Here is a 26,738-nt window from a genome sequence, read left to right on the forward strand (position 1 = left end):
CGGGCCCGGGCCTGGACATTGGCGTGGTGGAATGGGGCCATGGCCCTGGACAACGCTGCACCATATACCGCTTCACCGGACACCGAAGCAGCGGCCTTCCGCGGAGCACTGGACATCACCCCGGGCACCGGCGGCACCACCATCCGGCGGCTTCCCGCATGGACGCAGGCCCAGTTCGGTGGGGACAATCCGCTGGCCAAAGCCAATGCAACGCCCTCCGGGGTGCGGCTGGAGTTCCTCACCGATGCCGCCTGGCTGGAGGTGGACCTGACGTTCACCCGGGAATCTGCTGACTGGCGCTGGCGTCCGTTGCAGGCTGCGGTGCTCAGCCTGACCACGTCGGATGGCCATGCCGAAAGCCGGGACTTCCACGAGGGGGACGTCCTGGAAACCTTTCCGGACGGGTCCAGCACCCTGGCCCCCGGCGCCCCGTCCACGGCCCGATTCGAGATTCCGGGGCCGCGGCAGGAACGCTCAGTCACGCTGTGGTTCCCGCACCGTGGAACCGTCCGGATCCACGGCGTCCGCGCCGAATCGCCCCTGCAGCCCGCACCGCGCACCGGTCCCCGCTGGGTGCACTACGGTAGCTCCATCAGCCAGTCCTCACACGCCGAGTCCCCCCTTGGTGTGTGGCCAGTTATCGCCGCCCGCAACCTGGGCCTGGACCTTTACAACCTGGGGCTGGCAGGCTCCGCCCACCTGGACCAGTTTGTTGCACGGACCATCCGCGACCAGCCGGCCCACCTCATCACGCTGAAGGTTGGCATCAACATCATAAACAGCGCCAGCCTTCGCCGGCGCACATTCGCACCAGCCCTTCACGGATTCCTGGACACCGTGCGGGAGGGCCACCCAGGAACCCCGCTGGTCCTGATATCGCCCATCTTCTGCCCCGAGCATGAGGACGCCCCCGGGCCCTCGCGGCTGGTGGACGGCGAGTTCCTGGCCACCGATCTTCCCCGCAAGCCCGGCGACGGGCTGATGACCCTCCGCGATGCCAGGAACGTCCTGGCGGAGGCCGTCAGCGAGCGCAGCGCCTCCGACCCGAATCTTCACTACCTGGACGGGCTGCGGCTTTTCGGGTCCGCCGACGCACATCTCCTCCCGGACCTCCTCCACCCGGATGCCGAGGGTTACGGGCTGATCGGCGAACGGTTCACTGATATTGCGGCCGGCAGCCAGTGGCTTGCCGCGGCGGCACAGGCTCCGGTCAGCAGCTAGTTCGCGGGACCATGCCGTGAAGGCCCTGTCCGGCGAACAAGCCCAGGACTGGCGGCACAGCGGAAAACAAAAACGGGCCGGAAGCTCCACGCTTCCGGCCCGCTGAATGGGTGGGCCCTGTGGGGCTCGAACCCACGACCCACGGATTAAAAGTCCGATGCTCTACCAACTGAGCTAAAGGCCCCAGCCGGCTGGTCAACGCTGCAGTCTGCCACGTTCGCCATCCCGGCCCATCCATTTCTGGACGTTAATACTCTAACCCATGGTTCCGGCGCCTCCGCACGCGGCCCGGACGCCGCCGTCGGGCGTTCCACACCGGATCCGGCACCCGCTTTCCTGCCCGGCCCGCCCCTGCCTCGCGTGCTCGATTCAGGAACGGCACAGGAGTAGCGTGGGGGCATGAGCGAGCAAGCAGGATCCAAGCCATACGGCGGCGCGAACCGGCACCACAAGCCCAAGCCCTTCGCCCCCATCGACTTCGAGCCCTTCGCCGGCGGCGCTGACCCCGCCCGGGTCTCCGAGGCTGCCCACCTTGCCGCGCAGGCGCTGGTCCGGCACGGCCGCGACAGCGACGATCCCGTCATCACCGAGCGCCTGGTGCGGCTCGCGGACGAACAGGGCCTGGAAGCCATCGCGGAGATGTGGGCCGAAAGCCCGGCCCGCTCGCTGCCGGGAGCACTGTGGCGGCTTTATGCCCTGCGTGCCGCAACCGTCCAGGACCCTGAACGCATCTCCGTCTATTTCCGGGCAGGCAAGGACACCGCGCAGGTGTCCAACGTGGTGGCGGGCGTGGCGGAGCCGCCGGGGGCCGATGAGATGCGGACCATGGCGGATGCCATCCTTTCCGGCGCGTTCGACGGCGAGTTCGACGTCGCGCTGGAACGTTCCGCCGCTTTCTGCCGGGTGGTGGCGCTCGGCCAGGCGACCCTCGCCGATGGTGCCGAGCACGCCAACGAGGCACATGCCAGCAAGCTGACGCGCAACTCGCACCAGCTGGTGAAGACCGCAGAGGACCTGGAGCACGCCGCCAACGCGTGGCGCCTCGGGGAGCTCGACTGAAACCCCCTGCCCAAGCACCGCCAACTGTCAAGATTGACTTGGGCGAAGCATCGTAGAAGACTAAAACCGGTGCCGAACCGCGAAACCCCCGGGCTTCAACACTCAGCCGCCTAGAGCGGCCTACCGCCGAGAGGCGTATCCGGTTCGGCACCATTTTTCTGCCCATTTTGCCGTCCGCCCATTTCAGGCCCGCGGCGAGGGGCCGGTAGAGTTAGCGTCAGTTGCGCGCCCGGGTCAAGTCACACGGCGGCAATCCCCCGCCTTGAACTTTTCCCGGAGACCGGTAAACCACGTGAAGCAGCTGCGCCTATTTCCCCAGGAGCCCGCCGGGCTGAAACTCCTCTCCCAGATGGCCCAGCAGATTGTCCTGGCCAGCGGCACCCTGGCGGAAATCCTGGGAGTCTCGGCTGCAGACCACGCCAAGCTCGTGGAGGACATGCACAACCATGACGCAAAGTCCTCCGAGCTGCACTATGCCCTGCTGACCCACATGCGGACCAGCTTCGTAAACCCGCTCCCCCGCGAGGACATGTACACCCTGTCCCGCTACCTCAACGAAGCCATGGAAAAGATGGACGCCGCGGCCGAATTGGTGGCGCTGTACAAACTGGAGCGGCTCCCCAAGCGCGCCGCGGACCAGCTGGAGATCATCAGCAGGCAGGCTGAACTGACGGTGGACGCCATGCGCCGGCTGAACAACCTGGACGACCTCGAGGACTACTGGATCGAGATCCTCCGCCTCACCAAACGGGCCGAGCGCACGCACCGGGTGTGGGTGGCGGACATGATCTCAGACATGAAGTGGGCCCAGTATTCCCGCAACCGGGACGTGGCCAACCAACTGGTTGAGGTCACCAAGGATATGCGGCGCATCGCCACGCAGGTGGGCAGCATCATCGTCAAGGAATCGTGAGGTGACGGCAGTCTTCTTCGGCGCAGTGGTGCTCCTCACCGCCGCGTTTGCGTTCCTCAACGGCTTCCGGGACGTTTCCCTCTCCACGGCCCTGCCGGTCCGCAACCGGGCACTCACGCCCAGTGTGGCGGTCCTGCTGGCCGCCTTCTTCAACTTTGTGGGGGCGCTCCTGAGCGCCACCCTGGCCGTTGCCGTCAGCCAGACCTGGATCAGCCTGCCATCCGGCACCGATGGCCTGGCCATCCTGGTCTCCGGCCTTCTCAGCGCGTGCGCCTGGGGCCTGCTGATGTGGTGGCGGGGCATCCCCGTCCCCTCGACACACACCCTGGTGGGCGGCCTGGCCGGGGCCGGCGTTGCCAGCCTTGCCGTTGGCGGGGCCGGTGTGGGCGGCGCAGACCAGTCACTCCTGCTGCAGGTGGTCCTGCCGCTCTTACTCTCTCCCCTGGTGGCGTACAGCGGCGCATTCCTCCTGGTGTACCCGGCCACCTGGGCCGCCCGCCACACCCAGCCGAGTGTGGTGAACCAGCGCTTCCGCCGCAGCCAGGCCATTGCCGCCGGCGCGGTGGCATTCGGCCACGGGTTGCAGGACGGCCAGCGGGTCAGCGCCGTGCTGCTGCTCGCCCTGCTCGCGGCAGGATATTCCGACGGCGGGAGCATCCCCGTGTGGGTTGTCCTCCTGTCCGCGGTGATGATTACGGCGGGGACCCTGTTTGGCGGATGGCGGATATCCCACACAATCGGCTACAAGCTCACCAGGGTTGATCCGCTGCGCGGTTCAGTGGCCCAGATCTACAGCGCCCTCATGCTGTTCGTGGGGGCCCTTGCACTGCACTGGCCCCTGTCCACCACCCACACCGTCACCTCGGCGGTCCTGGGAGCCGGCGAGAACCAGCACTTCTCCGTGACCAACCGGAAGCTGGTCATCCGCATCGTGGGGCTCTGGGTCCTCACACCGGTGGCGACGGCGGCACTCGCCTTCGTCCTGGCGTTGGCCCTGTCCGCGGCGGGCTGAGCGCCCGTAATTTTCCTGTACAGTCCCGGCGACGGTGACGTACATTCGAAGGACGTCCCCCAGTGCTGGGTGCCGGGGACCCGTCCGGCGCCGTGTGCAACCGCCGGATTTTGCCGCTGCTGCAACCGGCGGCATGGATGCACATCGCGGAAAAGAGCAGGCATCATGTCTACTTCGAATCCCCGGCGCCCGCTGCCCCAGCCCCGGCAGCTCGGCTGCGCAACATGCGGCACGGAAAACCACGTGACCATCCACGCGATCACGGCCCTGGACCCCGGTGGCGGGGACCTGGTGACGGTGTCCTACACCTGCGATGGCTGCATGCAGTTCCAGGAGCACCTGGCGTACACCACGGACGTCGCTGCCGCCCTCCACCAGGTTCGCTCCATGACGCAGGTCATCATGTTCGGCGATGACTACGTCCATTGCGGCTACCCCATGGAGGAAGCCGGCTTCGAGATTGTGCGGCTCGGCTACCGGACCAGCAGGGCCGGCGACGATCCCAGCGCCGTATGCCTGCCTACCAGGGTCCTGCGCTGCCGGTGCGGTTTCCAGCTGGAAGTCCCGGCCTAGGCGCACCCCGGGGCGCAGCGCCTGCGCGCCCCTGGCTCCGATATTGCCGGATTTACCCGAAGCGGCCGGAAACGTAGTCCTCGGTAGCCTTCTCCACAGGGTTGCTGAAGATGGTGTGGGTGTCGCCAAACTCGATCAGCTTGCCCGGCTTGCCGGTGCCGGCGATGTTGAAGAACGCGGTCTTGTCAGAGACGCGCGCCGCCTGCTGCATGTTGTGGGTCACGATCACCACGGTGTACTGGTCCTTGAGCTCGTTGATGAGGTCCTCGATGGCCAGCGTGGAGATGGGGTCCAGGGCGGAGCATGGCTCGTCCATGAGGATCACCTGCGGCTCCACGGCGATGGCGCGGGCGATGCAGAGGCGCTGCTGCTGGCCGCCGGAGAGGCCGGAGCCCGGCTTGTCCAGGCGGTCCTTAACCTCGTTCCACAGGTTGGCGCCCTTCAGGGAGCGTTCCACCAGGACATCGGCTTCGCCCTTGGAGATCTTCTTGTTGTTCAGCTTCACGCCGGCAAGCACGTTGTCCCGGATGGACATGGTGGGGAACGGGTTAGGCCGCTGGAACACCATGCCGATCTGCGAACGGACCGTCACGGGGTCCACGCCGTTGCCGTACAGGTTGTCTCCGTCGAGGAGGACTTCGCCTTCCACGCGGGCGCCGGGGATGACCTCGTGCATGCGGTTCAGGGTCCGCAGGAACGTGGACTTGCCGCAACCGGACGGGCCGATGAACGCGGTGACGGACTTGGCCTCGATGTTGATGCTGACGTCTTCCACGGCGAGGAAGTCGCCGTAGTAAACGTTCAGGTCCTTGACGTCGATGCGCTTAGACATGGTGTTCCTTCACTAACTGGGGATGAATTGAAGTCTGTCATCCGGCCCGCTGGACCGGAAGGGGCTGCGGGCTCAGCGGCCCGTCTTGGGGGCGAAGATCCTGGCGATCAGCCGTGCGGCGAGGTTAAGGATCATCACCAGGATGATCAGGACCAGCGCAGCGCCCCAGGCCCGCTCCGACGACGGGTCCGGGTTGGCGGGCGAGGTGGGGTTGAGGATCTGGGTGTAGATAAAGGTGGGCAGCGAGGCCATCCAGCCGCCGAAGACGTTGGAGTTGATGCTGGTGGCAAAGCCTGCGGTAACCAGGATGGGGGCCGTTTCGCCGATGACCCGGGCGATGGCCAGGGTTACGCCGGACGCGATGCCGGAGATCGCCGTCGGGATGACCACCTTGAGGATGGTGCGCCACTTCCGCACGCCAAGGGCGTAGGAGGCCTCGCGGAGTTCGTTGGGGACGATCTTCAGCATTTCCTCGCTGGAGCGGACCACCACGGGAATCATGAGGACGGACAGCGCGACGGCGGCTACCGCACCGGTCTTGGTTCCCGGGCCCACCACGGCAAAGAAGAATGCCGCTGCGAAGAGGCCGGCCACGATCGACGGGATACCGGTCATGACGTCCACGAAGAAGGTGATGGCGCGGGCCAGGCGGCCGTCGTTGCCGTACTCCACCAGGTAGATGGCCGTCAGCAGGCCCACCGGCACGGAAATGACGGTGGCGAGGAGGGTGATCTGCACGGTGCCAAGGAGCGCGTGGTAGATGCCGCCGAGGACCGGAGCGCCTTCTTCAACGGCCCGGTTGTCGTAGACGCCGGTGACGCCGTTCATGGAACTGCTGAGGAACCCGGGGTTCAGGAGCCCGGGAATGCCGTTGACCAGCACTGTCCAGATCACCGAGACGAGCGGCAGCAGCGCAACCAGGAAGGAGCCCACCACCAGGCAGGTGGCCAGCCGGTCCTTGGCCTTGCGGGACCCTTCCACGGCGGCGCTCCAGGACACCAGGCCGACGGCGAACAGCAGGGCCGAGACGATGCCCCACCCGAAGGCGTTGAAGCCGATGAGCGCCAGGATGGCGGCGCCCACGATCAGGGCGGCGGCCAGGACGATGTACGGGGCGTACTTGGGCAGCTGGCCCTTGGTCAGTGCCGAGCGCTTGCTGCGCACCGGGGTAAGCGTGGAGGTCATTTAGTTGGCTCCCGAGAATTCTTTGTGCCGGGTGATGATCCAGCGCGCAATCATGTTGACGGCCAGGGTGATGACGAACAGGACCAGGCCGGCGGCAATCAGGGTGCTCACCTTCAGCCCGCTGGCCTCCGGGAAGTTCAGGGCGATCTCGGCGGCGATGGTCTGGTTGCCGGACTGGATGAGGCTGGCGGTCAGCGCACCGGAGGACAGCACCAGGGCCACGGCCATGGTCTCGCCGAGCGCACGCCCGAGGCCGAGCATGACGGCGCTGATGATGCCGGGCCGGGCAAAGGGCAGCACGGACATCTTGATCATTTCCCAGCGGGTGGCGCCGAGGGCCAAAGCGGCTTCCTCATGCAGTTTGGGGGTCTGCAGGAAGATTTCCCGGGACAGCGAGGTGATGATGGGCAGCACCATCACGGACAGGACGATGCCCGCCGTCAGGATGGTCTTGCCGGTGGCCGAGGCCGGTCCCTGGAAGATGGGCAGCCAGCCCATGTTGTCCGCCAGCCAGTTGTAGGCCGGGGAGATCTCCCGCGCCAGGAATGTTGCGCCCCAGGCACCGTAGACCACCGACGGGATGGCGGCCAACAGGTCCACCACGTAGCCCAGGGCTGCGGCCAGGCCGCGCGGGGCGAAGTGCGAGATGAACAGTGCAACGCCGATGGCGATGGGAGTGGCAATCACCAGGGCGATGACGGCGGCGATCAGCGTGCCGATCACGATGGGCCAGATGTAGGCGAAGAAGCCGGCCCCGCCCTGGATTTCTGCGGCGGGGGCGGTGAGCGCCGGGATGGCCTGGACCACCAGGAAGAGTGCGACGCCGAACAGGACGGCGAGGATGAGGCAGCCGGCGGCGAGCGCGGCGCCCGAGAAGACTTTGTCCCCGGCGCGGCCGGCGCCCTGGGTGCTGGTCAGGGAGGTGGCGGTCATTCGACGGCCCTTCGATCGTTAACTGGCACGAAAAAGATTGCTGCGTCCAAACCGAAGTTCCCCGCCTGCCTCTCGGCAGGCGGGGAACCCGGGTTTGGTACGGCTGCTAGGACTTGACCTTGATGGAGTCAATGGCCTTCTGGGCCTTCTCCGCGAGGGAGGAGGACAGCGGGGCGGACTTCGCGGAGTCGGCGGCGGCCTGCTGGCCTGCGTCGGAGACTACGTAGTTCTCGAAGGCCTTGACCAGGTCAACGGTCTCCTGCTTGTCGTAGGTGCTGCAGACCACGTGGTAGGAAACCAGCACCACCGGGTAGGCGCCGGCAGCGGTGGTCTTGCGGTCCAGCTTGATGGACACGTCGTTGGCGGAGCGGCCGTCAACGGGCTTGCCGGCTTCTACAGCCTTGGCGGCGGCGTCGGCGGAGATCTTGACGAACTCGTCGCCCACCTTGATGGAGGCGGTGCCGAGCTTGCCGCCCACTGCGGAGTCGTCGGCGTAGGTCACGGCGCCGGGGGTGTCGGTGACGGTCTTAACCACACCGGAGGTGCCCTTGGCGTTCTCGCCCTGGAGGCTGGCGGGCCAGACACCGGAGGACTTGTCCGTCCAGACCTCGGGGGCAGCGGAGGCCAGGTAGTCGGTGAAGTTGGTGGTGGTGCCGGAGTCGTCAGAGCGGTTCACCGGGGTGACCTTCAGGTCCGGCAGGCTGACGCCCTCGTTCAGGGCGGCAATGGCGGGATCGTTCCAGTTGCTGATCTGGCCGCGGAAGATCTTGGCCACGGTGGTGGCGTCCAGCTTCAGTTCGGTGACGTTGGGGATGTTGAACGCAACGGCGATCGGCGAGATGTAGACCGGGATGTTGATGGCGCCGTCGGGGCCGCAGACGGCCTTGGAGCTTTCGAGCTCTTCGTCCTTGAGGTATGCGTCCGAACCGGCGAACTGGGCGGAGCCGTCAATGATCGCCTTCCGGCCCGCGCCGGAGCCGTCCGGGGAGTACTGCACGGTGGCGCCCTGGTTGGCGGAGGCGAAGCCTGCCTTCCACGCGTCCATGGCTGCGCCGGTGGAGGATGCGCCGATGCCGGTGAGGGTGCCTGTGACCTTGGGGCCGGAGGAAGTCTGGTTGCCGGCAGGCGTGGTGCCCGTGGCGTTGTCTGAGCCACAGGCCGTGAGCGCCAGGGCGCCGGCTGCGATAACAGCGATTGCCGCGTGGCGGCCGAAACGAAGTGCCTTCACTACGTGTACCCCTTCCAGGGTTATTCAGGTGCGGGCGGGGCCGGAGAAACCCTGCCGCGCGATGCGTACGTTCTGTACCTTCAAGAAAGTTATGGGCCGCAGGTAACGGGATGGGCGGCCCAAAGTGAACGGGACCTTAACGACGGCGGGACTTTGGTTAACACTTGCCGGGTCACCATTGCGCAGGTCACATTGATCGCCGTAGTGGGCCTGCCCGGGCGTGAGCGTGCGCGGGAACCTGCGCGGGCAGCAAATAGACTTGACGCCATGGCTCCCGCAGCAGGACTTTCAGCAGGCAGGCACTTCCTGCGCGGCCGCTTCCGCACCGGGATCATCCGGAGCCGCAACTCCCTTGTCCCGGCCATTCAGATGACCGTCTGCGCCGTGGGCGCCTACGCGTTCGCCGAATACGTGCTGGGACACTCGGGGCCGCTGTTCGCCGCCACATCGTCCCTGATTGCGCTGGGGTTCTCCCGTGAGCCTCGGCTGCGCCGGGTCCTGGAGGTGGGCCTGGGCTGCACCATCGGCATCGCCGTGGGCGACCTGCTCCTGCACTGGCTGGGCAGCGGAATCTGGCAGGCCGCCGTCGTACTCCTGTTTTCCATCCTGCTGGCTCGCTTCCTCGACAGCGGCAACATTTTCACCACGCAGCTGGCGCTGCAGTCGCTGCTGGTGGTGCTGCTGCCGGCGCCGTCCGGCGGGCCGTTCACCCGCAGTATCGACGCCGTGGTGGGCGGATTGTGCGCCCTGCTGGTGACCATCCTGATGCCGAAGGATCCGCGAAGGGAGCCGCGCAAGGACGTCCAGAACCTGCTCCATGAACTGGCGGAGGTGCTGCGCGAGTGTGCGGAGGCGCTGGCGCACAGCGATTCCACCAAGGCATGGCACGCCCTGGTCCGCGGCCGGAACTGCCAGCCGCTGGTGGACGGGATGCGGCACTCGCTGCGGGCCTCCAATGAGGTGGCGCGGCTGGCGCCCGCCCATCGCCGGCACCGGGACGAGCTGGACCGGCTCAAGGAGTCCCTCGATTTCATCGACCTGGCATTGCGCAACAGCCGGGTGTTCGCGCGGCGGCTCACCAGCGCCATCAACCACGCGGCGCTCTCCGATGAGGCCACGGAGAACATCGCCGAGGTGCTGCAGGAAACCGCTGCCGCCATCGAGGAGCTCTCGCTGGGCCTCGCGGAAACGCACGACGGCGTCCGCCGCGCCCACCTGCGCACGGCACGGAACGAGCTCAGCGAGATCGCCCTGCGGCTGCACCCGAAGCTGCTCGAGGTGCAGCGGCTGGAGGGCGAAACGGTGGTGATGCTGTTCCGGCCGCTGATGGTGGACCTGCTGGAGGCCACGGGCATGGATGCCCAGGAGGCGCGGGACGTGCTGCCGGCTCTATAGCTGCCGCCCGCGCGCAGGCGGGCGGGGCCGGAGCCCCGATGTCGGTGCCCGCCAGTAGGGTTGGAGGCATGGCAACAAAGACTTCCCGGGCTTCCAAGGCGCCCGCGTACAAATGCGCCGAGTGCGGCTGGACCACCGTCAAGTGGGTGGGTCGCTGCGGCGAGTGCCAGGCGTGGGGCACCGTTGAGGAAACAGGCACGGCCGTTGCACGTACGACGGCGGCCACTACGGTTGTGGAGCCGGCCCGGCGGATTGCCGAGGTGGACGCCACCACGGCCGCGTTCCTGCCCACGGGCGTAGCGGAGCTGGACCGGGTGCTGGGCGGCGGCCTGGTCCCCGGGGCCGTCATCCTGCTGGCCGGCGAACCCGGGGTCGGGAAATCCACGCTGCTGCTGGACGTGGCCGCAAAGTTCGCCCGGACGGCACAGGATGTCCTGTATGTCACCGGCGAGGAATCTGCCGCGCAGGTGAAGCTGCGTGCCGAGCGGATCGACGCCGTGGCCGAATCCCTCTACCTGTCCGCGGAAACGGACCTCGGCCAGGCGCTGGGGCAGGTGGAAAAGATTGAACCGCGGCTCCTGATCGTGGACTCCGTCCAGACACTCAGCAGCGCCGACGTGGACGGCAGCGCCGGTGGCGTGTCCCAGGTCCGGGAGGTGGCGGCCTCCATCATTGCCGCAGCCAAACGGCGGAACATGACCACCCTCCTGGTGGGGCACGTGACCAAGGACGGGTCCATCGCCGGGCCCCGCCTGCTGGAGCACCTGGTGGACGTCGTCTGCCAGTTCGAGGGTGAGCGGCATTCGCGGCTGCGGCTGCTCCGGGCCGTCAAGAACCGCTACGGGCCCACGGACGACGTCGGCTGTTTCGACCTGAACGAGAACGGTATTGAAGGGCTCACCGATCCCAGCGGGCTGTTCGTCAGCCGCACCAAGGATCCCGTGTCCGGCACCTGCATCACCGTGACCATGGAGGGGCGCCGCCCGCTGCTGGCCGAGGTGCAGTCGCTGCTGGCGGAAAGCCCCAACTCCCAGCCGCGCCGGGCCACCAGCGGCCTGGACAGCTCCCGGGTGTCAATGCTCCTGGCCGTGCTGCAGCAGCGCGCCGGAACGCAGCTGCACAAGGATGATTCTTACGTGGCAACGGTGGGCGGGGTAAAGCTCAGCGAGCCCGCCACGGACCTGGCCGTTGCCCTGGCTGTGGCCTCGGCCAAGGCCCGCAAGCCTTTGCCCGTCCGGCTGATCGCCTTCGGCGAGGTGGGCCTGGCCGGTGAGGTCCGGCCGGTTCCCGGCATCAACCAGCGGATCCAGGAAGCCCACCGGCTGGGGTTCACCCACGCCGTGGTCCCTGCCAGCCACACAGGGCCCGGGCCGGTTCCGGCCGGTTTCTCGGTACGCGAGGTGGAACACCTGACCGAGGCGCTCAGCCTGCTGATCGGTTGACCCTCCTTGCCCACCTCTCCCCCAAAACCCCCTTTGGAGTTTTTGGGCAGATACAGTGACTTGCAGGGGGTTTAGCCCCTCATATCTGTCCAAAAACTCCGGGCAGTGGCGGGGTCAGGGGTGCTGCGGAAGCTGGTCCGGATCGTCCCGGTGGGAGCTGAACAGCCACGTGGAGACGTCGCTGCGCAGCACCAGCAGGGGGCCGCCCGTGGAGCTGACGTTTCCCGTGGGCACGTAGTACCCCCTGCCGGAACCAGGCCCGCCGGCGGCCCGGTCCAGGGCGTCCTGGAGGTGGCGGGGCAAGTGGCCCTGCGGCCCCAGGCGGTGAAGCTCATCAAGTTCTTCCGGCGTGAGCCGTCCCATAACCTCAGCGATGTTGGCCATGATGGTCCCTTCGAGCAGAGTGCCTGAAGGAATAACCTAAGGCAGTGCCGTGAACTGCGGGTTAACACCGGAGGGCAGTTTTCCACTTTTTGATTCGACCTTGGAGGGCAGATGCCGGTTCGAAGCGCGGGACTCCTGCTGTATCGGCGGGACACGGACAGCCCCGGCTCAACTCCGGGTGTCCACGTATGGATCGCCCACATGGGTGGACCGTTCTGGGCCCGGAAGGACGCCCATGCCTGGTCCATTCCCAAGGGTGAATACGGTGACGGCGAGGATCCGCTCGCAGCGGCCCTGCGGGAATTCGCGGAGGAAATCGGCACGCCCGCTCCGGCCGCCGAGTACCGGCTGCTGGGTGAGTTCCGGCAGTCCAGCGGCAAGGTCATTGCCGTGTTCACGGCGGAACAGGATTTCCGGCCCGAAAGTATCGTCAGCAACACGTTTCCACTTGAGTGGCCCAAAGGCTCCGGGCGTATCCAGCACTTTCCGGAGATCGACGATGCCCGCTGGTTTCCGGTTCCTGCCGCGCGGGAAAAGCTTGTCAAAGGCCAGATTCCTGTCCTGGACGCGCTGCTGAAGGAGCTCGGCGCTGCCGGATGACGGTGGATGCGAAAGGCCGGTGGTCCGTGACGGACCACCGGCCTTTCCGGCAAACCAGTTTTGTTCCCGAACCTTCCGGGTGGTCACACCTGGACGGCAGGATGTTCCAGCGTTGCAGCCTTTGCCCGGGCGATCATCGCAACGCTGACGTCGTCGCCGGAACAGACCATGGTCCGTCCGCCGCCGTCGCGCCGGATCATCCAGAACACACTGCGGTCCGCTGCAATCATGTCGATCGTCCCGGATACGGCCGTTCCCCGGGCCGCCATCACCTCGACGTCGTCGCCCCGGCCCAGCCTGGACCAGTCAGGGACCTGCACCTGGACCGGGGCCGCCACGCGGACCGGCCCACGCCTGGCAGCGATCCTGCGAAGAGGGCTGCGCTGATACATGCCGGCTCCCGTTCCTGCTAGAAGTTTCCGCCGGCGGCCTTGACGGCCAGCACGGGACGGTCGGCCTGCATGAGGATCTGCTGCGCGTGGCTCCCCAGGATGAACTTGCCCACCTGGGTGCGGTGCCGCAGCCCAATGACGATAAGCGAGGCATCCACCTCCCGTGCAACGTCCAGGAATTCGTCGGCGAGGTCGTGCTGGTACGGCGGCTGGATGACTGTTGCCTTGATGCCGGCGGCCGTAGCGCGGGCCGCGGCCTCGGCCAGTACGTCCTCAGGGGCGACGGACTTGTCCACCAGTGCACCCTGGCGGGCCGAGTTGACGATGAACAGTTGCTGGTTCCGCAGTTGCGCCTCCGCGATGCCTGCGGTGAGGGCAGCCTCCCCGGCAGGCGTGGGGACGAACCCGACGATGATGCTCATACCTTCTCCTTGATGTTGTTGGCGCCGTTGTTGGTGCCGTCGCCGGCCAAGGCGGATGCCGCCGTCGTGCGCTTGCGCTTGGCGATTAGGCTGCGGATGCCCGGCATCACTGCAACCAGGACGAAGACCGCCAGCAGGGTGGCCGAGATGGGCCGGGTGAAGAATCCGGTGGGGTCGCCGTCGAACACCAGGAGCGAGCGGCGGAGGGAGCTTTCCAGCAGCTCGCCCAGGACGAAGGCCAGGACCAGCGGGCCGGGTTCGAACCCGAACTTCTTCATCAGGTAGCCCACCACGCCGAAGACCACTACCAGCGTCACATCGAACATGCTGTTGTTGATGGTGTAGGCACCCAGCAGCGTGATCAGTGCGGTGATCGGGGCGAGGATGGCGGCGCGGACCCGCAGGATCCGCACGAAGATTCCCACCAGCGGCAGGCTCATGATCAGCAGCAGGATATTGCCGATGTACATGGAGTTCACCACGCCCCAGAACAGCTCGGGTTCCTGCTCCACAAGCTGCGGTCCCGGGGTGACGCCCTGGATCAGCAGTGCACCGAACATCAGGGCCATGGTGGCGTTGGCGGGGATTCCCAGGGTCAGCAGCGGAATGAACGACGACGTTGCTGCCGCGTTGTTCGCCGTTTCAGGTCCGGCTACGCCTTCGGGCGCACCCTTGCCGAACCGCTCGGGCTGCTTGGCGCGCTTCTTTTCCATGGCGTACGAGGCCATGGAGGCGATGGTTGCGCCACCGCCGGGAAGGATGCCGAGGAAGAATCCGAGCACGGACCCGCGGCCGATGGCACCTGAGGCATGCTTCAGTTCGCCCTTCGACGGCCAGACGTTGGAAACCTTCGACGGCGCCTTGGCGGCGCGGTGCCGTTCCTCAAGGTTGTAGAGGATCTCGCCGAGGCCGAAGATGCCCATGGCGATCGGCACGAAATCGATGCCATCCGCGAGCTGGATGCTGCCGAAGGTGAAACGGCTCTCGCCGGTAAAGATGTCGCGGCCCACGGTGGCCAGCAGGAGGCCCACCGACGCGGCGATCAGTGCCTTGGCCTTGGACCCGCCGCTGATGGTTGCCACGAGCAGAATGCCAAGCATGGCCAGTGCGGAATACTCGGGTGGCCCGAAGTCCAGGGCGAAGCCTGCCACCAGCGGCGCCAGGAAGGTCAGGCCGATGATGGCCGCCGTGCCGCCAATGAACGAGCCGATGGCGGCCAGGCCCAGCGCGGTGCCGGCCTTGCCTTGCCGGGCCATCTGGTAACCGTCAAAAACGGTGACCACGGAGGATGCTTCACCCGGAAGCCGCAGCAGCACCGACGTGATGGTGCCGCCGTACTGGGCCCCGTAGAAGATACCCGCGAGCATGATGATGGCCGTCACCGGTTCAACGCCGTAGGTCAGGGGCAGCAGGATGGCGATGGTGGCGGCCGGTCCCAGGCCGGGGAGCACGCCGATCAGCATGCCGATGACGACGCCGATCAGGCAGTACAGGAGGTTCATCGGTTCCAGGACGACCGAGAAACCGTTAATCACAGGATTCAGAAAATCCACGGTGGTCTCCTAGAAGAGGTGGGGAATGGACGTGCCCAGGGCCAGGATGAAGATCGCGTAGAACGCAACCACCACCAGGACACTGATCAGGATGGTTGAGCGCCAGGTTTCGCCGCCGAGGAATTTCATCCAGATGACGCACAGGACCAACGCGGGGATTTCGAAGCCGATCACCGGCATCAGGGCAACCATCGTGGCGAGCGTGGCCAGGCCAATCAGCGGGGCAAGCGACATCCGGGTGAATTTCTCGGCGTCCCGGTTGTGGCGGCCCAGGATCAGCTGGAAGAGCCCGAGCGCCACCATCACGCAGCTGGCCATGAAGGGCCACAGCCCGGGCTGCGGGGCCGACAGTGTTCCCAGGCCCATGGCCACCGAAAGGACCAGGGCGCCGATGCCGACGCCGAGCACCACCAGGGAGGACGCGGCATTGGCCAGCGGCCCGGCAGCAGGAGGCTTTTCCTCTTCCCATTGCGCCGCGAGCTGCTCAGGGGTCAGGGATTCGGGCAGGTCGTTGGTGGCGTCCGCGCCGGGCGTGACGGCGGTGCTGCCGTCACGCCCGGCGGATACTGCTGGAGTTGTCTCCATGGTCCTTACTTGTTCCCGCCGAGGCTGATGTCGTACTTCTCCACCAGCTCCTTGTATTTCTCGGCGTAGCCCTTCCATTCAGTGACCACTTCCTCGCCGCTGAGCTCCTTGGGCGTCAGCAGGTTCTTCTTGTTGAACTCCTTGTAGGCGTCCGTCTTGAAGGTGTCCTGGAAGGATGCCAGGAGCTTATCCTTGACCTCCTGCGGGGTGCCCTTGGGTGCTGCCACCGCACGGTACTGGGCCACCGGGACGTCGTAGCCGGCTTCCTTGGCGGACGGCACATCGGGCAGGAAGCTGTTGCGCTCCTCGGAGAAGACGAGCAGCGGGGAGACCTTGCCGGCTTCGATCTGCGCCATGGCCTCGCCGAGCTGGATGGTGGCCAGTTCAACCTGGTTGCCCAGGACGGCGGTCAGTGCGGGCTTGCCGCTGTCGAAGGGAACGTCGGTGCCCTTCACGCTGGCCTGCTTGAACAGGACGGTCTGGGCCAGCTGGCTGCCGGTGCCCACACCCGTGGTGCCGAACGTGACGTTGCGGCCGGCGCTGGTGACGTCCTTGAAGCTCTTGAAGCCTGACTGCTGGCTGGCCACGAGGACATAGTCGTCCTGGGAGAGCCCGGCGATGATGTCCAGGTCATCGATGTTGACGGCTTCATCGGCACTGACGGCCAGCGGGGTAATGGTGATCAGCGATGCGGTGAGCAGTACCAGTTCCTGGCCGTCTGCGGTCTTGCCTGCCACTTCCTTGGTGGCCAGGGCTCCGTTGGCACCGGGTTTGTTGACTACCGGCATGGGGGAACCGAGGGTCTTAGTAGCCCCTTCAGCCAGGGCGCGGGCGATGAGGTCGGTACTGCCGCCGGCCGCCTGGCCGACGGTGAGCGTCACCGGACCGCTGGGGAACTTGGACGAGTTGCCGGCCGCGGCGCCGCCGCCAACGTTGCCGCCGCATGCCGTCAGGGCCAACAGCGTGAAGGCCGACGCAGTGCCGAGGATGGCGCGGCGGGTGGGGAAGTGCTTCATTGGAACTCCTCATTAGTCTCCGGGTGGGGCCCGGAACAATCTGTGAATCGGGTCACCCCGTTCGCTTTGTCGAGTGTAGGGAGCGGTTATGATGCCTGTCTAAGCCCATATCTGCATCATTTGATACCCGGAAGGCATCATGTTTACTTTCGACCAGCTGGCCGGGTTCATCGCCGTGGCCGAGGAACTCCACTTCGGGCGGGCGGCCGAGCGGCTGAACATGACGCAGCCGCCGCTGAGCCGGCAGATCCAGAAGCTGGAAAAGATCGTCGGGGCCGAACTGCTGGAACGGGACAACAGGAAAGTCACCCTGACCTCGGCCGGCGAAGCCTTCCTGGACGAGGCGAGGCGGCTGATGGCACTTGCCGAGCGGGCCCCGGTGACAGCCCGCCGGATTGCTTCGGGACGCTCGGGCGTCCTGCGGGTGGGGTTCACCGCTGCCAGCGGCTTCAGCATCCTGGGCCCGCTCCTCGGCGAACTGGCGGGCATCATTCCGGATGTGGACATTGACCTGCAGGAACTGGTGACGGGCGAACAGCTCAGCGGCCTCCTGACCGGGGAACTCGATCTGGGCCTGGCCCGGCCGCCGTTCGACAGCGAAACTTTTGACTCACACCTGCTCTACCGCGAATCCATGGTGGTGGCGGTGCCGGCCGGGCACCCGCTGACCCTGCTCGCCCGGGACATCACGGCCGAGGACTTCAAGGACGAGCCGCTGATCATGCACTCCCCCACCCAGGCCCGCTACTTCTACGACCTTGTGGTGCGGATGCTGCCTATCCGCCACGCCAACGTGGTGCACACCGTCAGCCAGATCCTCACCATGGTTTCGCTGGTGGCCGCCGGCCGCGGCCTGGCCTTCGTGCCTCACTCCGCCACCCTGCTGGGCATCAAGGACGTCGAGTTCCTGCCGCTTGAGGCCGGACGCGGGGAGGAAGTGGAACTGCACGCACTATGGAACCGCCGGATCACCAACCCGGCCCTGGCCCGCCTGCTGCGCGACCTGGAATTCGCCATGGAGTAAATCCCGAAGGCCGGGCACCGCAAGCATCACCGCTTTGGTACCCGCGCGATCATGATGCAGCAAAGGTATCAATACATATAAAAAAACACTTAGACAGGCATCAGCGGCGCTCCTACGCTGGGAGGGAATCATCGGCCTGCCGCCTTCGCGGCGCACACACCCGGAGGACCACACCGTGGCAAAGTACACCCCCAATGAACTGGCGGACACCCTCAAGGAAGGCCTGCTGTCCTTCCCCGTGACATCCTTCGATGCCAACCTCCAGTTCGATGAGGAGAACTACCGCAAGCACCTGGCCTGGCAGGCAAGCTTCCCCGTGGCCGGCCTCTTTGCCGCGGGCGGCACCGGCGAAGGCTTCTCCCTGACCCCCGCCGAGTCCGAGCGCGTAGTCCGCACCGCCGTCGACGAAGTGGGCAGCCGTGTTCCGGTCCTCGCCTCGGCAGGCGGATCCACAGCCCAGGCCATCGAGAACGCCAAGGCCGCCGAAGCCGCCGGCGCCGACGGCATCCTGCTCCTGCCGCCGTACCTGACCGAGGCCGACCAGGCCGGCCTGGTGGAGCACGTCAGCGCCGTCTGCCGCGCCACGTCCCTCGGCGTGATCATCTACAACCGCGCGAACGCCATCTACAAGGACACCACGGTGGCCACATTGGCGGACCGCCATGCAAACCTCATCGGCTTCAAGGACGGTGTGGGCGACCTCGAACACGATGCCCGCGTCTACGCCAAGCTCGGCGACCGGCTCTTCTACCTGGGCGGCCTGCCCACAGCCGAAACCTTCGCGCTGCCCCTGCTCCAGCTCGGGATGAGCACCTACTCCAGCGCCATGTACAACTTTGTTCCGCAGTTCGCCCTGGACTTCTACCAGGACGTCCGCAACCAGGACCGCACCGCCGTAAACAAGAAGCTCAACGACTTCGTCATCCCCTACCTGGATATCCGCGACCGCGTGAAGGGCTACTCTGTGTCCATCGTCAAGGGCGGCCTCGACGCAATCGGCCGTTCCGCTGGCCCGGTCCGCACGCCGCTGCAGAACCTGGCGCCGCAGGACCTCGCGGACCTCAAAGCCCTGATCGCCACCGTTTCCTAACCGTCACCGAAGACACAGGAGCAATCCATGACCCTCACCGGACATTCACTCATCGCAGGCCGGACGGTTGCCGGCGAAGGCAAGACCACTTTCGGGTTCAACCCCGCCACCAACGAGGCCCTCGAGCCCGCCTACACGCTGCTCACCGAAGAACAACTCGCCACGGCCACCGCGGCAGCGAAAGATGCCTACCCGTCCTTCAGCACCCTGGATCCGGAAACCCACGCGTCCTTCCTCGAGTCCATCGCCGAGAACATCGAAGCGATCGGCGATGAACTGCTGGTCCGCGCCGGCCAGGAAACCGGCCTGCCCGCCGCACGGCTGACCGGCGAACGCGCCCGCACCACCGGACAGCTGCGCCTCTTCGCCGCCGTGGTCCGCCAAGGCGATTACCGCGGCGTCCGCATCGACCCCGCCATCCCGGACCGGGCACCCCTGCCCCGCGCAGACATCCGCCAGCGCCAGATCCCCCTGGGCCCAGTCGCCGTATTCGGCGCCAGCAACTTCCCGCTGGCCTTCTCCACCGCCGGGGGCGACACCGCCTCGGCCCTCGCCGCCGGCTGCCCCGTGGTCTTCAAGGCCCACAACGCCCACCCCGGCACCAGCGAACTCGTAGGCCAGGCCATCGCCAAGGCCGTCCAGGACAACGGCCTGCACCCCGGCGTGTTCTCCCTGATCTATGGCCCCGGCTCCAGCATCGGCCAGGCCCTCGTGGCAGACCCCGCCATCAAGGCCGTCGGCTTCACCGGATCCCAGTCCGCCGGCATCGCCCTTATGAAGACCGCCGCCGCGCGCCCGGAACCCATCCCGGTCTACGCCGAAATGTCCTCCCTCAACCCCGTCTTCGTCTTCGACGGCGCCCTCACCGGCGATCCCGAAAGCATCGACGCACTCGCCGCCGCCTACGTCACCGCCGTCACCGGATCCTCAGGGCAGCTCTGCACCTCCCCCGGCCTGCTCTTCGCCCCCGCAGGCGAGGCAGGCGACAAATTCGCCGCCGCCGTCGGACGCGCCGTGGCCGCCAGCGCCGGTCAGACCATGCTCACCGCAGGCATCGCCGGGTCCTGGAACACCGGCACCGGGGCACTCAGCGCAGCCGACGGCGTCGAACTCATCGGCCAGGGCACCCCCGGCCCCACCGAGAACGCCCCCGCACCGGCGATCTTCGGCACCGGCGTGGAGCAGTTCACCACCAACCACGTCCTCCACGAAGAAATCTTCGGCGCCGCCTCCCTGGTTATCCGCTACACCGGCACCGAAGACCTGCTGGCGGCAGCCTCCCGGATCGAGGGCCAGCTCACCGCCTCCCTGCACCTCACCGAGGCCGACTACGCGACGGCGGCACCCCTGATCCCCGTCCTCGAACAAAAAGTAGGCCGCATCATCGTCAACGGCTGGCCCACCGGCGTCGAAGTAGGCCACGCCATGGTCCACGGCGGCCCCTTCCCCGCCACCTCCGATACCCGCACCACCTCCGTGGGAACCCTCGCCATCAACCGCTTCCTCCGCCCGGTCGCCTACCAGAACATCCCCCAGGAACTGCTCCCCGCACCCCTGCAGGACACCAACCCCTGGCACCTCAACCGCCGCATCGACGGCGACGTCGTGGCAGCACCCCAGAAGGCTGGGGTTGGCGCATGAGCGGCCAGCCCACCATTGCCGGTGTTGAGGTAGTTCCGGTCGCCGGGCACGACAGCATGCTGATGAACCTCAGTGGTGCGCACGGCCCGTTCTTCACCCGCAACGTTGTCATCCTGACCGACTCCGACGGGCGCACCGGACTGGGCGAGGTACCCGGTGGCGAAAAGATCCGCACCACCATCGAGGAAGCCGGCGCCCTGCTCAAGGGGAAACCGGTGGCCCGCTACCGCTCGCTGCTGCGGGACGTCGCTGCGGAGTTCGCCGACCGCGACGCCGGCGGCCGCGGGCTGCAGACCTTCGACCTGCGCACCACCGTCCATGCCGTCACCGCCGTTGAATCGGCCCTGCTGGACCTGCACGGCCAGTTCCTCGGTGTTCCCGTGGCGGAACTGCTCGGCGACGGGCAGCAGCGCACGTCGGTGCCCATGCTGGGTTACCTGTTCTTCGTGGGCGACCACAAACGGACCGACCTGCCCTACCTCGTGGAGGAATCGCCGTCGGACCGCTGGGAAGAACTCCGCCGCCAGGAGGCAATGACTCCGGAAGCCGTCGTCGCCCTCGCCGAGGCCGCGCAGGAGCGCTACGGTTTCAGTGACTTCAAGCTCAAGGGCGGCGTCCTGTCCGGCGACGACGAGGTGGACGTGGTCACGGCCCTGGCCAAGCGTTTCCCGGATGCCCGGGTCACCCTGGACCCCAACGGCGGATGGCTCCTCGATGACGCCATCCGGCTGGGCAAGCGGATGCAGGGCGTGGTGGCATACGCCGAGGACCCGTGCGGCGCCGAGGGGCGCTTCTCCGGCCGCGAAGTCATGGCCGAATTCCGCCGGGCCACCGGCCTGAAAACGGCCACCAACATGATCGCCACGGACTGGCGCGAGATGTCCCACGCCATCCGCAGCAATGCCGTGGACATTCCGCTGGCTGATCCGCACTTCTGGACCATGCACGGCTCGGTCCGCGTGGCGCAGCTGTGCAACGAGTTCGGCCTCACCTGGGGCTCGCACTCGAACAACCACTTCGACATCTCGCTGGCCATGTTCACCCACACCGGCGCCGCGGCCCCGGGTGAGATCACCGCCCTGGACACGCACTGGATCTGGCAGGACGGCCAGGGCCTGACCAAGAACCCGCTGCAGATCAAGGCAGGCGCCATCGAGGTCCCGGCCGCACCCGGCCTGGGCATCGAACTGGACCGTGAGGCACTGGACAGGGCCCACCAGCTGTACCTGGAGCACGGCCTGGACGCGCGGGACGACAGCATCGGCATGCAGTACTACATCGACGGCTGGTCCTTCGATCCGAAACGGCCCTGCCTGGTCAGGTAGGACCGCGGCAGCCGCCCCGGACCGGGAACGCAGCTGCCACAAACCTGGGGGCCCCTTTTGTTCTGCACGCCGGACACAAAAGGGGCCCTCCCCATGCCTGTCCCCTAAAGTAATTGAGTCGCTGTGGCGCGCCCCACATTCCCCCGCCCCACAGCCGGCAGCTAGATCTATCCCAAAGGAAATACTCAATGGTGTCTGTGGACAATGCCGTCACGGACGTGGCCTCGGCCACGAAGAAATTCTTCAAGCGCGTCCTGCCCATCATGCTGGTGATGCTGGTCTGCAACCAGCTGAACCGCTCCAACATCGGGTACGCGCAGGACCACCTTCAGGCCGACGTGGGCATCGGCGCCGCGGCCTACGGCTTCGGCGCGGGCCTGTTCTTCATCGCCTACGCCATCTTCGAGCTTCCCAGCAACGTGATGATGGAGAAGTACGGCGCCAAAATCTGGCTGACCAGGATCATGATCAGCTGGGGCATCGTCTCCTTCCTGATGGCGTTCGTGCAGAACGAAACCATGTTCTACGTCCTCCGTTTCCTGCTGGGCGCCGCAGAGGCCGGGTTCTTCCCCGCCGTCATTTTCTACTTCGCCCGCTGGGTCCCCGCGGGGCAGCGCGGCAAGGCCACCGCCATCTTCATCGCCGGTTCCTCCGTGGCCGCGGCGATCTCCGGCCCGGTGGCCGGTGCCCTCCTGAGCCTGCAGGGTGTACTTGGCCTGCGCGGCTGGCAGTGGCTGTTCGGTTTCGAGGGAGCGCTGTCCGTTGTTGTGGGCATGGCCGTGTTCTTCGTCCTGGACGCCGGCATCAAGGATGCCAAGTGGCTCTCCCCGGCCGAAAAGTCCGCACTCACGCAGGCCATCAGTGACGAGGACGCCCAGCACTCCGCTGCCAACGGCGACAACACAGGCGACAAGACAGGCGCCACTGCCGGCAAGCTCAACCGCTGGAAGATGCTGCTTAACCCGCAGATCCTGCTGCTGTGCGGCATCTACTTCTCCGTGCAGCTGTCCATCTACGCCAACACGTTCTGGCTGCCCAGCATCATCAAGCAGATCCCCGGCACCACGGACCTGACCGTGGGCTTCCTGTCCTCCATTCCCTGGGTCTGCGCGGTGTTCGCGATGTACTTCGCCGCCAAGATGCAGGACAAGGCAAAGTCCAAGAAGCCGCTGCTGGTGGTGGCGCTGCTGGTGGCTGCAGTGGGCACGTTCGCGGCCGCCATCGCCTCACCGGTGCTGGCACTGGTGTTCCTGGCGGTCGCCGCCATGGGCTTCAAGAGCGCTTCGCCGCTGTTCTGGACCATCCCGCAGTCCGGACTGCACCCGCTGGTCCTGGCCCCCGCCATCGCCATCATCAACTCGCTGGGCAACCTTGGCGGCTTCGTGGCGCCGTTCGGCTTCGGCATCATCAAGGAGCAGACCGGCAGCGTGGTCCCCGGCCTGTTCGCGCTGGCCGCCGCGTCGACTGTCGCCGCCGGCCTGGTCTACTTCCTGAAGGAGCGCCGCAGCGGAGGGGACGCCGTCGTGGATTCCGCGAAACCCTCAGCCAAGGCGGCGGAGGCGGCCGACGAACCAGTGGCCGCCCGCGCCTGACCCGTAACACCATCCAAATCGCTGGAACGGTGCGGGAACGCTGACTCGGTGCAGCGTCCCCGCACCGTTCCAGCGTTCCCGGCGTTTTTGGCTACGCGCCCGCGATCACCAGCGCCACGCTGTGTCCGCCGAAGCCGAACGCGTTGACCAGACCGGTGCGGGCTGAGGCGGGCAGGGCGTGCGCAGGTCCGGTGACGACGTTCAGGTCCACCTCGGCGTCCACGGCCTCCACGTTCAGCGTCCCGGGAAGTTGCGCGGTGCGCAGCGCTTCGAGGACCACGACGGCGGCCAGGGCGCCGGCGCCGCCCAGCAGGTGGCCGGTGTGCCCCTTGGTGGACGTCACGGGCACCTCGGTGCCGAAGATGGCGCTGATGGCCTGGCCCTCCAGCCGGTCCCCCACGGGCGTTGAGGTGGCGTGCGCGTGGACGAAACCGATATCCGCCGGTTCCATCCCGGCCGAGGCCAGCGCTTTTTGCATGACGCGGCGCTGCATGGCAGGGTCCGCCGCCACGATGTCGTTCGCGTCGGAGGTCACTGCACCCCCGGCAACTTCGCCGAGGATCGCGGCGCCCCGGGCCCGGGCGTGCGCTTCACTTTCCAGCACCACAATCCCGGCCCCCTCGGACAGCACGAAGCCGTCCCGGCCGCCGTCGAACGGCCGTGACGCTTCCGCCGGATCACCCGGGCGCGTGGACAGCGCACGGATCTGGGAAAAGCCGCTGATCACGAGGTCGTTGATGGAGGCGTCCACGCCGCCGGCGATGACGACGTCGGCAGCACCGGAGCGAATCATCTCGGCTGCCTGGACAATCGCCTCAGCCCCGGAAGCGCAGGCGCTCACGGGAGTACGCGCGCCGCCGCGGGCACCGAGGTCGATGGACACCCAGGCTGCGGGGCCGTTGACCATCAGCCGGGTCAGGGTGTGCGGCGAGACCTTGCGGGGTCCCGAGGCCGCCAGCACCCGGTCCTGCTCGATGGTGGACCCCAGCCCGCCATAGGCGGAGCCGATCACCACGGCGAACCGTTCCGGGTCCACCTCAGGGGCGCCGGCCTGCGTCCAGGCTTCGCGGGCGGCGATGAGTGCCAGCTGTCCACACCGGTCCATGCGCTTCAGTTCCCGGGTGCTGAGGTGCTGCGAGAGGTCCGCGGACACCTGCCCGGCGATTTTGACGGGCAACTGCCCGGCCCAGTCCTCCTCCAGCGCGGTGATGCCGGATTCCCCGGCGAGCAATGCTTCCCAGGTTTCGCTGACGCTGGCGCCAAGTGGATTGATGGTGCCGGCGCCGGTGACGAGGGCGCGCGGCTGGGCCGTGGTGGGTTCCGTCATTGGTGCCCTTACTTTGCGGGGTTGTGCGTGCCGATGGGCACCAGGGTCAGGTCCGGGTGGTTCTTTTCGATCCGGCGCAGGGCCCAGACGTCATTGAACAGGGCGAGGTATTCGCCGTCGGACCGCAGGAGCACCTCCGCGCCCGGAACGTTGGCCAGCGCGGGCATGGCGTCCGCCGTCGAGATCCTGGCCAGCGAGTACGGCAGGCGCTCCAGGCGCATGGGGGCGCTGAAATCGTGCGCCATCCGGTCCTCCACCACCTCGAACTGCATGGGGCCGACGGCGGCGAGCACCGGCGCCTGGTCACCGCGGACGTCGGAGCGGAGCACCTGGATGACGCCCTCGTGCTCGAGCTGTTCGATGCCGCGGCGGAACTGCTTGAACTTGCTGGGGTCCTTGGAGCGGGCCACCTGGAAGTGTTCCGGCGCGAAGAGCGGGATGGCCGGGTACTCCACGGAGTCTTCGAGGAAGAGGCTGTCACCCACGCGCAGGGAGGAAGCGTTGACCAGTCCCACCACGTCGCCGGGGTAGGCCTCGTCGATGACTTCGCGTTCGCGGCCGAACACCTGCTGGGCGTACTTGGTGGCGAAGGACTTGCCGGTGCGGGTCTGGGTGACCACCATGCCGCGTTCGAAGACGCCGGAGCACACGCGGATGAAGGCCACATGGTCCCGGTGGGCCTTGTTCATTCCGGCCTGGACCTTGAACACAAAGCCCGAGAACGGGGACTCGACGGGGCGGGGGCTGCCGTCCACGTCCGGGCGGGGCGCCGCGGGTGGGGCGAAGTCCACCAGTGCGTCCAGCAGCTCCTTGACGCCGAAGTTGAGCGCGGCGGAGCTGAACAGGATGGGGGTGGCCTTACCGGCGTGGAAGGCGTCGACGTCGAACTCCAGGTTTGACTCGACTACCAGGCCGGCTTCATCCACGGCGTCAGACCAGTTGCTGCCCTGGCTTTCGGCGGCTTCCTCCGGCGTGAAGTACTCGGTCAGGGCGATCTGGGCGCCGGCGTTGTTGCGTTGGAACCGGGCGAACCGGTCGTTGCGCAGGTCCCACACACCGCGGAAGTCACCGGAGATGCCCACGGCCCAGGTCAGCGGCATGGGCTGCAGGCCGGTGCGTTCGGTGATCTCGTCCATCAGCGCCAGCGCGTCCAGGCCGGGACGGTCCCACTTGTTGATGACGGTGATGATGGGCAGGTTCCGCTGCTTGCAGACCTCGAAAAGCTTCATGGTCTGGGTTTCCAGGCCCTTGGCGGCGTCCACCAGCATCACGGCACAGTCGACGGCGGCCAGCACGCGGTAGGTGTCCTCGGAGAAGTCGGCGTGGCCGGGGGTGTCCAGGAGGTTGATGACCGTGTCCCGGTAGGAGAACTGCAGGGCCGCGGAGCTAATGGAGATGCCTCGGTCCTTTTCCATCTGCATCCAGTCCGAGACCGTTTCCTTGCGGTTGGCCTTGCCGCTGGAGGCGCCGGCGGTGCCGATCACCTTGGCGTGCAGGGCGAGGGCTTCCGTGAGGGTGGACTTGCCGGCGTCGGGGTGGGAGATGACGGCGAAGGTCCTGCGGCGGCCCGCTTCCTTGTGAATCGCATTGATCCGGGCGGGGGTCAGGACATCTTGGGACACGGTGCTACTTTCGCTGCGGTTGCGGCTGGATGAAGCCAAAGTCCAATTTTATCGCAGTGCCGCAAACCGGCACCGGTCCGCTTAACACCCGCGAAACCGGCAGTTCAAGGCAGCGAAATGACGGCCCGCTACCGTGGCGGCATGACGACGCCGGGTAACCCCTTCCACGATCCTTTCGCCTCCACCATCGCTCCTGGCAGGATGCAGGAGCACAGTACGGGCCAGGGTGACGCCGGGCAGCACCCAAAGGGCGTCCAGTCGGCGGCAGAACTGAAGGCGCTCCGGGCAGCATCGCTCGCCAGGGTCAGCAGGGACCTGGAGCGGATGCTCCGGGTCCGGGCGCGCTGAAGCGGGCGTTCCTTCCCCTTCGGA

The 26,738-nt window shown here is 66.9% G+C and carries 26 protein-coding genes and 1 tRNA gene; 14 read left to right on the forward strand and 13 right to left on the reverse strand.

The features are described 5' to 3' along the window. The first annotated feature begins 39 nt into the window (after window positions 1-39). Window positions 40-1,221 (forward strand): GDSL-type esterase/lipase family protein, encoded by a 1,182-nt coding sequence (locus UC32_RS14275; protein WP_045731861.1) that lies wholly within the window; start codon window positions 40-42, stop codon window positions 1,219-1,221. A 111-nt stretch (window positions 1,222-1,332) separates the two neighbouring features. Here the strand turns inward: UC32_RS14275 and UC32_RS14280 are convergent. Then, window positions 1,333-1,405 (reverse strand) — tRNA-Lys (locus UC32_RS14280). A 215-nt stretch (window positions 1,406-1,620) separates the two neighbouring features. Between UC32_RS14280 and UC32_RS14285 the strand changes: the two genes are divergently transcribed. From UC32_RS14285 to UC32_RS14300, 4 genes are all read left to right on the forward strand, one after another. Further along, window positions 1,621-2,280 (forward strand): hypothetical protein, encoded by a 660-nt coding sequence (locus tag UC32_RS14285; RefSeq protein WP_045731862.1) that lies wholly within the window; start codon window positions 1,621-1,623, stop codon window positions 2,278-2,280. Between the two features lie 349 nt (window positions 2,281-2,629). Continuing rightward, complete coding sequence (locus UC32_RS14290) at window positions 2,630-3,193, forward strand: DUF47 domain-containing protein (RefSeq protein ID WP_045731943.1); 564 nt, start codon at window positions 2,630-2,632, stop codon at window positions 3,191-3,193. A 1-nt stretch (window position 3,194) separates the two neighbouring features. Then, entirely contained in the window at window positions 3,195-4,205 is a 1,011-nt protein-coding gene (locus tag UC32_RS14295; RefSeq protein ID WP_045731863.1) for an inorganic phosphate transporter, read from the forward strand. Window positions 4,206-4,370: 165 nt separating this feature from the next. After that, window positions 4,371-4,778: a hypothetical protein gene (locus tag UC32_RS14300; RefSeq protein WP_045731864.1), complete on the forward strand. Its 408-nt coding sequence runs from the start codon at window positions 4,371-4,373 to the stop codon at window positions 4,776-4,778. Window positions 4,779-4,830: 52 nt separating this feature from the next. Here UC32_RS14300 and pstB read toward each other — a convergent pair whose 3' ends face one another. The 4 genes from pstB to pstS all read right to left on the reverse strand — a co-directional run bounded on the left by pstB (window position 4,831) and on the right by pstS (window position 8,956). Further along, window positions 4,831-5,610 (reverse strand): phosphate ABC transporter ATP-binding protein PstB, encoded by a 780-nt coding sequence (gene pstB / locus UC32_RS14305; protein WP_015935591.1) that lies wholly within the window; start codon window positions 5,608-5,610, stop codon window positions 4,831-4,833. 72 nt (window positions 5,611-5,682) lie between these two features. Then, window positions 5,683-6,795 (reverse strand): phosphate ABC transporter permease PstA, encoded by a 1,113-nt coding sequence (gene pstA, locus UC32_RS14310; protein WP_045731865.1) that lies wholly within the window; start codon window positions 6,793-6,795, stop codon window positions 5,683-5,685. Further along, complete coding sequence (pstC, locus tag UC32_RS14315; RefSeq protein WP_045731866.1) at window positions 6,796-7,728, reverse strand: phosphate ABC transporter permease subunit PstC; 933 nt, start codon at window positions 7,726-7,728, stop codon at window positions 6,796-6,798. 106 nt (window positions 7,729-7,834) lie between these two features. Continuing rightward, window positions 7,835-8,956 carry a phosphate ABC transporter substrate-binding protein PstS gene (gene pstS / locus UC32_RS14320; RefSeq protein WP_045731867.1) on the reverse strand — a complete coding sequence of 374 codons (1,122 nt, stop codon included), beginning with the start codon at window positions 8,954-8,956 and terminating at the stop codon, window positions 7,835-7,837. A 267-nt stretch (window positions 8,957-9,223) separates the two neighbouring features. Here pstS and UC32_RS14325 point away from each other — a divergent pair, with 267 nt between their 5' ends. Both UC32_RS14325 and radA read left to right on the forward strand, forming a co-directional pair. Beyond that, window positions 9,224-10,351: an FUSC family protein gene (locus UC32_RS14325; RefSeq protein WP_015935587.1), complete on the forward strand. Its 1,128-nt coding sequence runs from the start codon at window positions 9,224-9,226 to the stop codon at window positions 10,349-10,351. Window positions 10,352-10,419: 68 nt separating this feature from the next. Then, window positions 10,420-11,793: a DNA repair protein RadA gene (gene radA, locus UC32_RS14330; protein ID WP_045731868.1), complete on the forward strand. Its 1,374-nt coding sequence runs from the start codon at window positions 10,420-10,422 to the stop codon at window positions 11,791-11,793. A gap of 114 nt (window positions 11,794-11,907) precedes the next feature. On the opposite strand, the gene UC32_RS14335 is transcribed toward radA, so the two are convergent. Then, complete coding sequence (locus tag UC32_RS14335; RefSeq protein ID WP_045731869.1) at window positions 11,908-12,177, reverse strand: hypothetical protein; 270 nt, start codon at window positions 12,175-12,177, stop codon at window positions 11,908-11,910. 111 nt (window positions 12,178-12,288) lie between these two features. On the opposite strand from UC32_RS14335, the gene UC32_RS14340 reads away from it, so the two are divergent. Continuing rightward, on the forward strand, window positions 12,289-12,777 hold the full coding sequence (locus UC32_RS14340) for an NUDIX domain-containing protein (RefSeq protein WP_045731870.1): 489 nt from the start codon (window positions 12,289-12,291) through the stop codon (window positions 12,775-12,777). 83 nt (window positions 12,778-12,860) lie between these two features. Here UC32_RS14340 and UC32_RS14345 read toward each other — a convergent pair whose 3' ends face one another. Genes UC32_RS14345 through UC32_RS14365 form a run of 5 tightly spaced genes read right to left on the reverse strand, consistent with a single transcriptional unit; the run spans window position 12,861 to window position 16,745 of the window. Further along, complete coding sequence (locus tag UC32_RS14345; RefSeq protein WP_045731871.1) at window positions 12,861-13,169, reverse strand: hypothetical protein; 309 nt, start codon at window positions 13,167-13,169, stop codon at window positions 12,861-12,863. Window positions 13,170-13,186: 17 nt separating this feature from the next. Next, a complete protein-coding gene (locus UC32_RS14350) occupies window positions 13,187-13,591 on the reverse strand; it encodes a universal stress protein (RefSeq protein WP_045731872.1) in 405 nt (134 codons plus the stop codon). Beyond that, a complete protein-coding gene (locus UC32_RS14355; protein ID WP_045731873.1) occupies window positions 13,588-15,144 on the reverse strand; it encodes a tripartite tricarboxylate transporter permease in 1,557 nt (518 codons plus the stop codon). Before UC32_RS14355 ends, UC32_RS14350 begins: the two co-directional genes overlap by 4 nt. A gap of 9 nt (window positions 15,145-15,153) precedes the next feature. After that, window positions 15,154-15,729 carry a tripartite tricarboxylate transporter TctB family protein gene (locus tag UC32_RS14360; protein ID WP_052690593.1) on the reverse strand — a complete coding sequence of 192 codons (576 nt, stop codon included), beginning with the start codon at window positions 15,727-15,729 and terminating at the stop codon, window positions 15,154-15,156. Window positions 15,730-15,734: 5 nt separating this feature from the next. Next, the gene (locus tag UC32_RS14365; RefSeq protein WP_045731874.1) at window positions 15,735-16,745 is read right to left on the reverse strand and encodes a tripartite tricarboxylate transporter substrate binding protein; all 1,011 of its coding nucleotides are present in this window, start codon (window positions 16,743-16,745) and stop codon (window positions 15,735-15,737) included. Window positions 16,746-16,884: 139 nt separating this feature from the next. Between UC32_RS14365 and UC32_RS14370 the strand changes: the two genes are divergently transcribed. The 5 genes from UC32_RS14370 to UC32_RS14390 all read left to right on the forward strand — a co-directional run bounded on the left by UC32_RS14370 (window position 16,885) and on the right by UC32_RS14390 (window position 23,417). Beyond that, window positions 16,885-17,769 carry a LysR family transcriptional regulator gene (locus UC32_RS14370; protein ID WP_015935578.1) on the forward strand — a complete coding sequence of 295 codons (885 nt, stop codon included), beginning with the start codon at window positions 16,885-16,887 and terminating at the stop codon, window positions 17,767-17,769. Window positions 17,770-17,944: 175 nt separating this feature from the next. After that, window positions 17,945-18,859 (forward strand): 5-dehydro-4-deoxyglucarate dehydratase, encoded by a 915-nt coding sequence (gene kdgD, locus UC32_RS14375; protein ID WP_045731875.1) that lies wholly within the window; start codon window positions 17,945-17,947, stop codon window positions 18,857-18,859. A gap of 27 nt (window positions 18,860-18,886) precedes the next feature. After that, a complete protein-coding gene (locus tag UC32_RS14380; protein ID WP_045731876.1) occupies window positions 18,887-20,500 on the forward strand; it encodes an aldehyde dehydrogenase (NADP(+)) in 1,614 nt (537 codons plus the stop codon). Further along, window positions 20,497-21,825, forward strand: coding sequence for an enolase C-terminal domain-like protein (locus tag UC32_RS14385; RefSeq protein ID WP_045731877.1), 1,329 nt, complete (start codon window positions 20,497-20,499; stop codon window positions 21,823-21,825). Before UC32_RS14380 ends, UC32_RS14385 begins: the two co-directional genes overlap by 4 nt. A gap of 188 nt (window positions 21,826-22,013) precedes the next feature. Then, complete coding sequence (locus tag UC32_RS14390; RefSeq protein WP_045731878.1) at window positions 22,014-23,417, forward strand: MFS transporter; 1,404 nt, start codon at window positions 22,014-22,016, stop codon at window positions 23,415-23,417. A 91-nt stretch (window positions 23,418-23,508) separates the two neighbouring features. On the opposite strand, the gene UC32_RS14395 is transcribed toward UC32_RS14390, so the two are convergent. Both UC32_RS14395 and UC32_RS14400 read right to left on the reverse strand, forming a co-directional pair. Then, entirely contained in the window at window positions 23,509-24,744 is a 1,236-nt protein-coding gene (locus UC32_RS14395) for a beta-ketoacyl-[acyl-carrier-protein] synthase family protein (protein ID WP_045731879.1), read from the reverse strand. 8 nt (window positions 24,745-24,752) lie between these two features. Continuing rightward, window positions 24,753-26,366, reverse strand: coding sequence for a peptide chain release factor 3 (locus UC32_RS14400; protein ID WP_045731880.1), 1,614 nt, complete (start codon window positions 26,364-26,366; stop codon window positions 24,753-24,755). A 141-nt stretch (window positions 26,367-26,507) separates the two neighbouring features. Here UC32_RS14400 and UC32_RS14405 point away from each other — a divergent pair, with 141 nt between their 5' ends. After that, window positions 26,508-26,714, forward strand: coding sequence for a hypothetical protein (locus tag UC32_RS14405; RefSeq protein ID WP_235423675.1), 207 nt, complete (start codon window positions 26,508-26,510; stop codon window positions 26,712-26,714). The last annotated feature ends 24 nt before the right edge of the window (window positions 26,715-26,738 follow it).

Source organism: Pseudarthrobacter chlorophenolicus (genome assembly GCF_000962805.1).
Taxonomy (GTDB): Bacteria; Actinomycetota; Actinomycetes; order Actinomycetales; family Micrococcaceae; genus Arthrobacter; species Arthrobacter chlorophenolicus_A.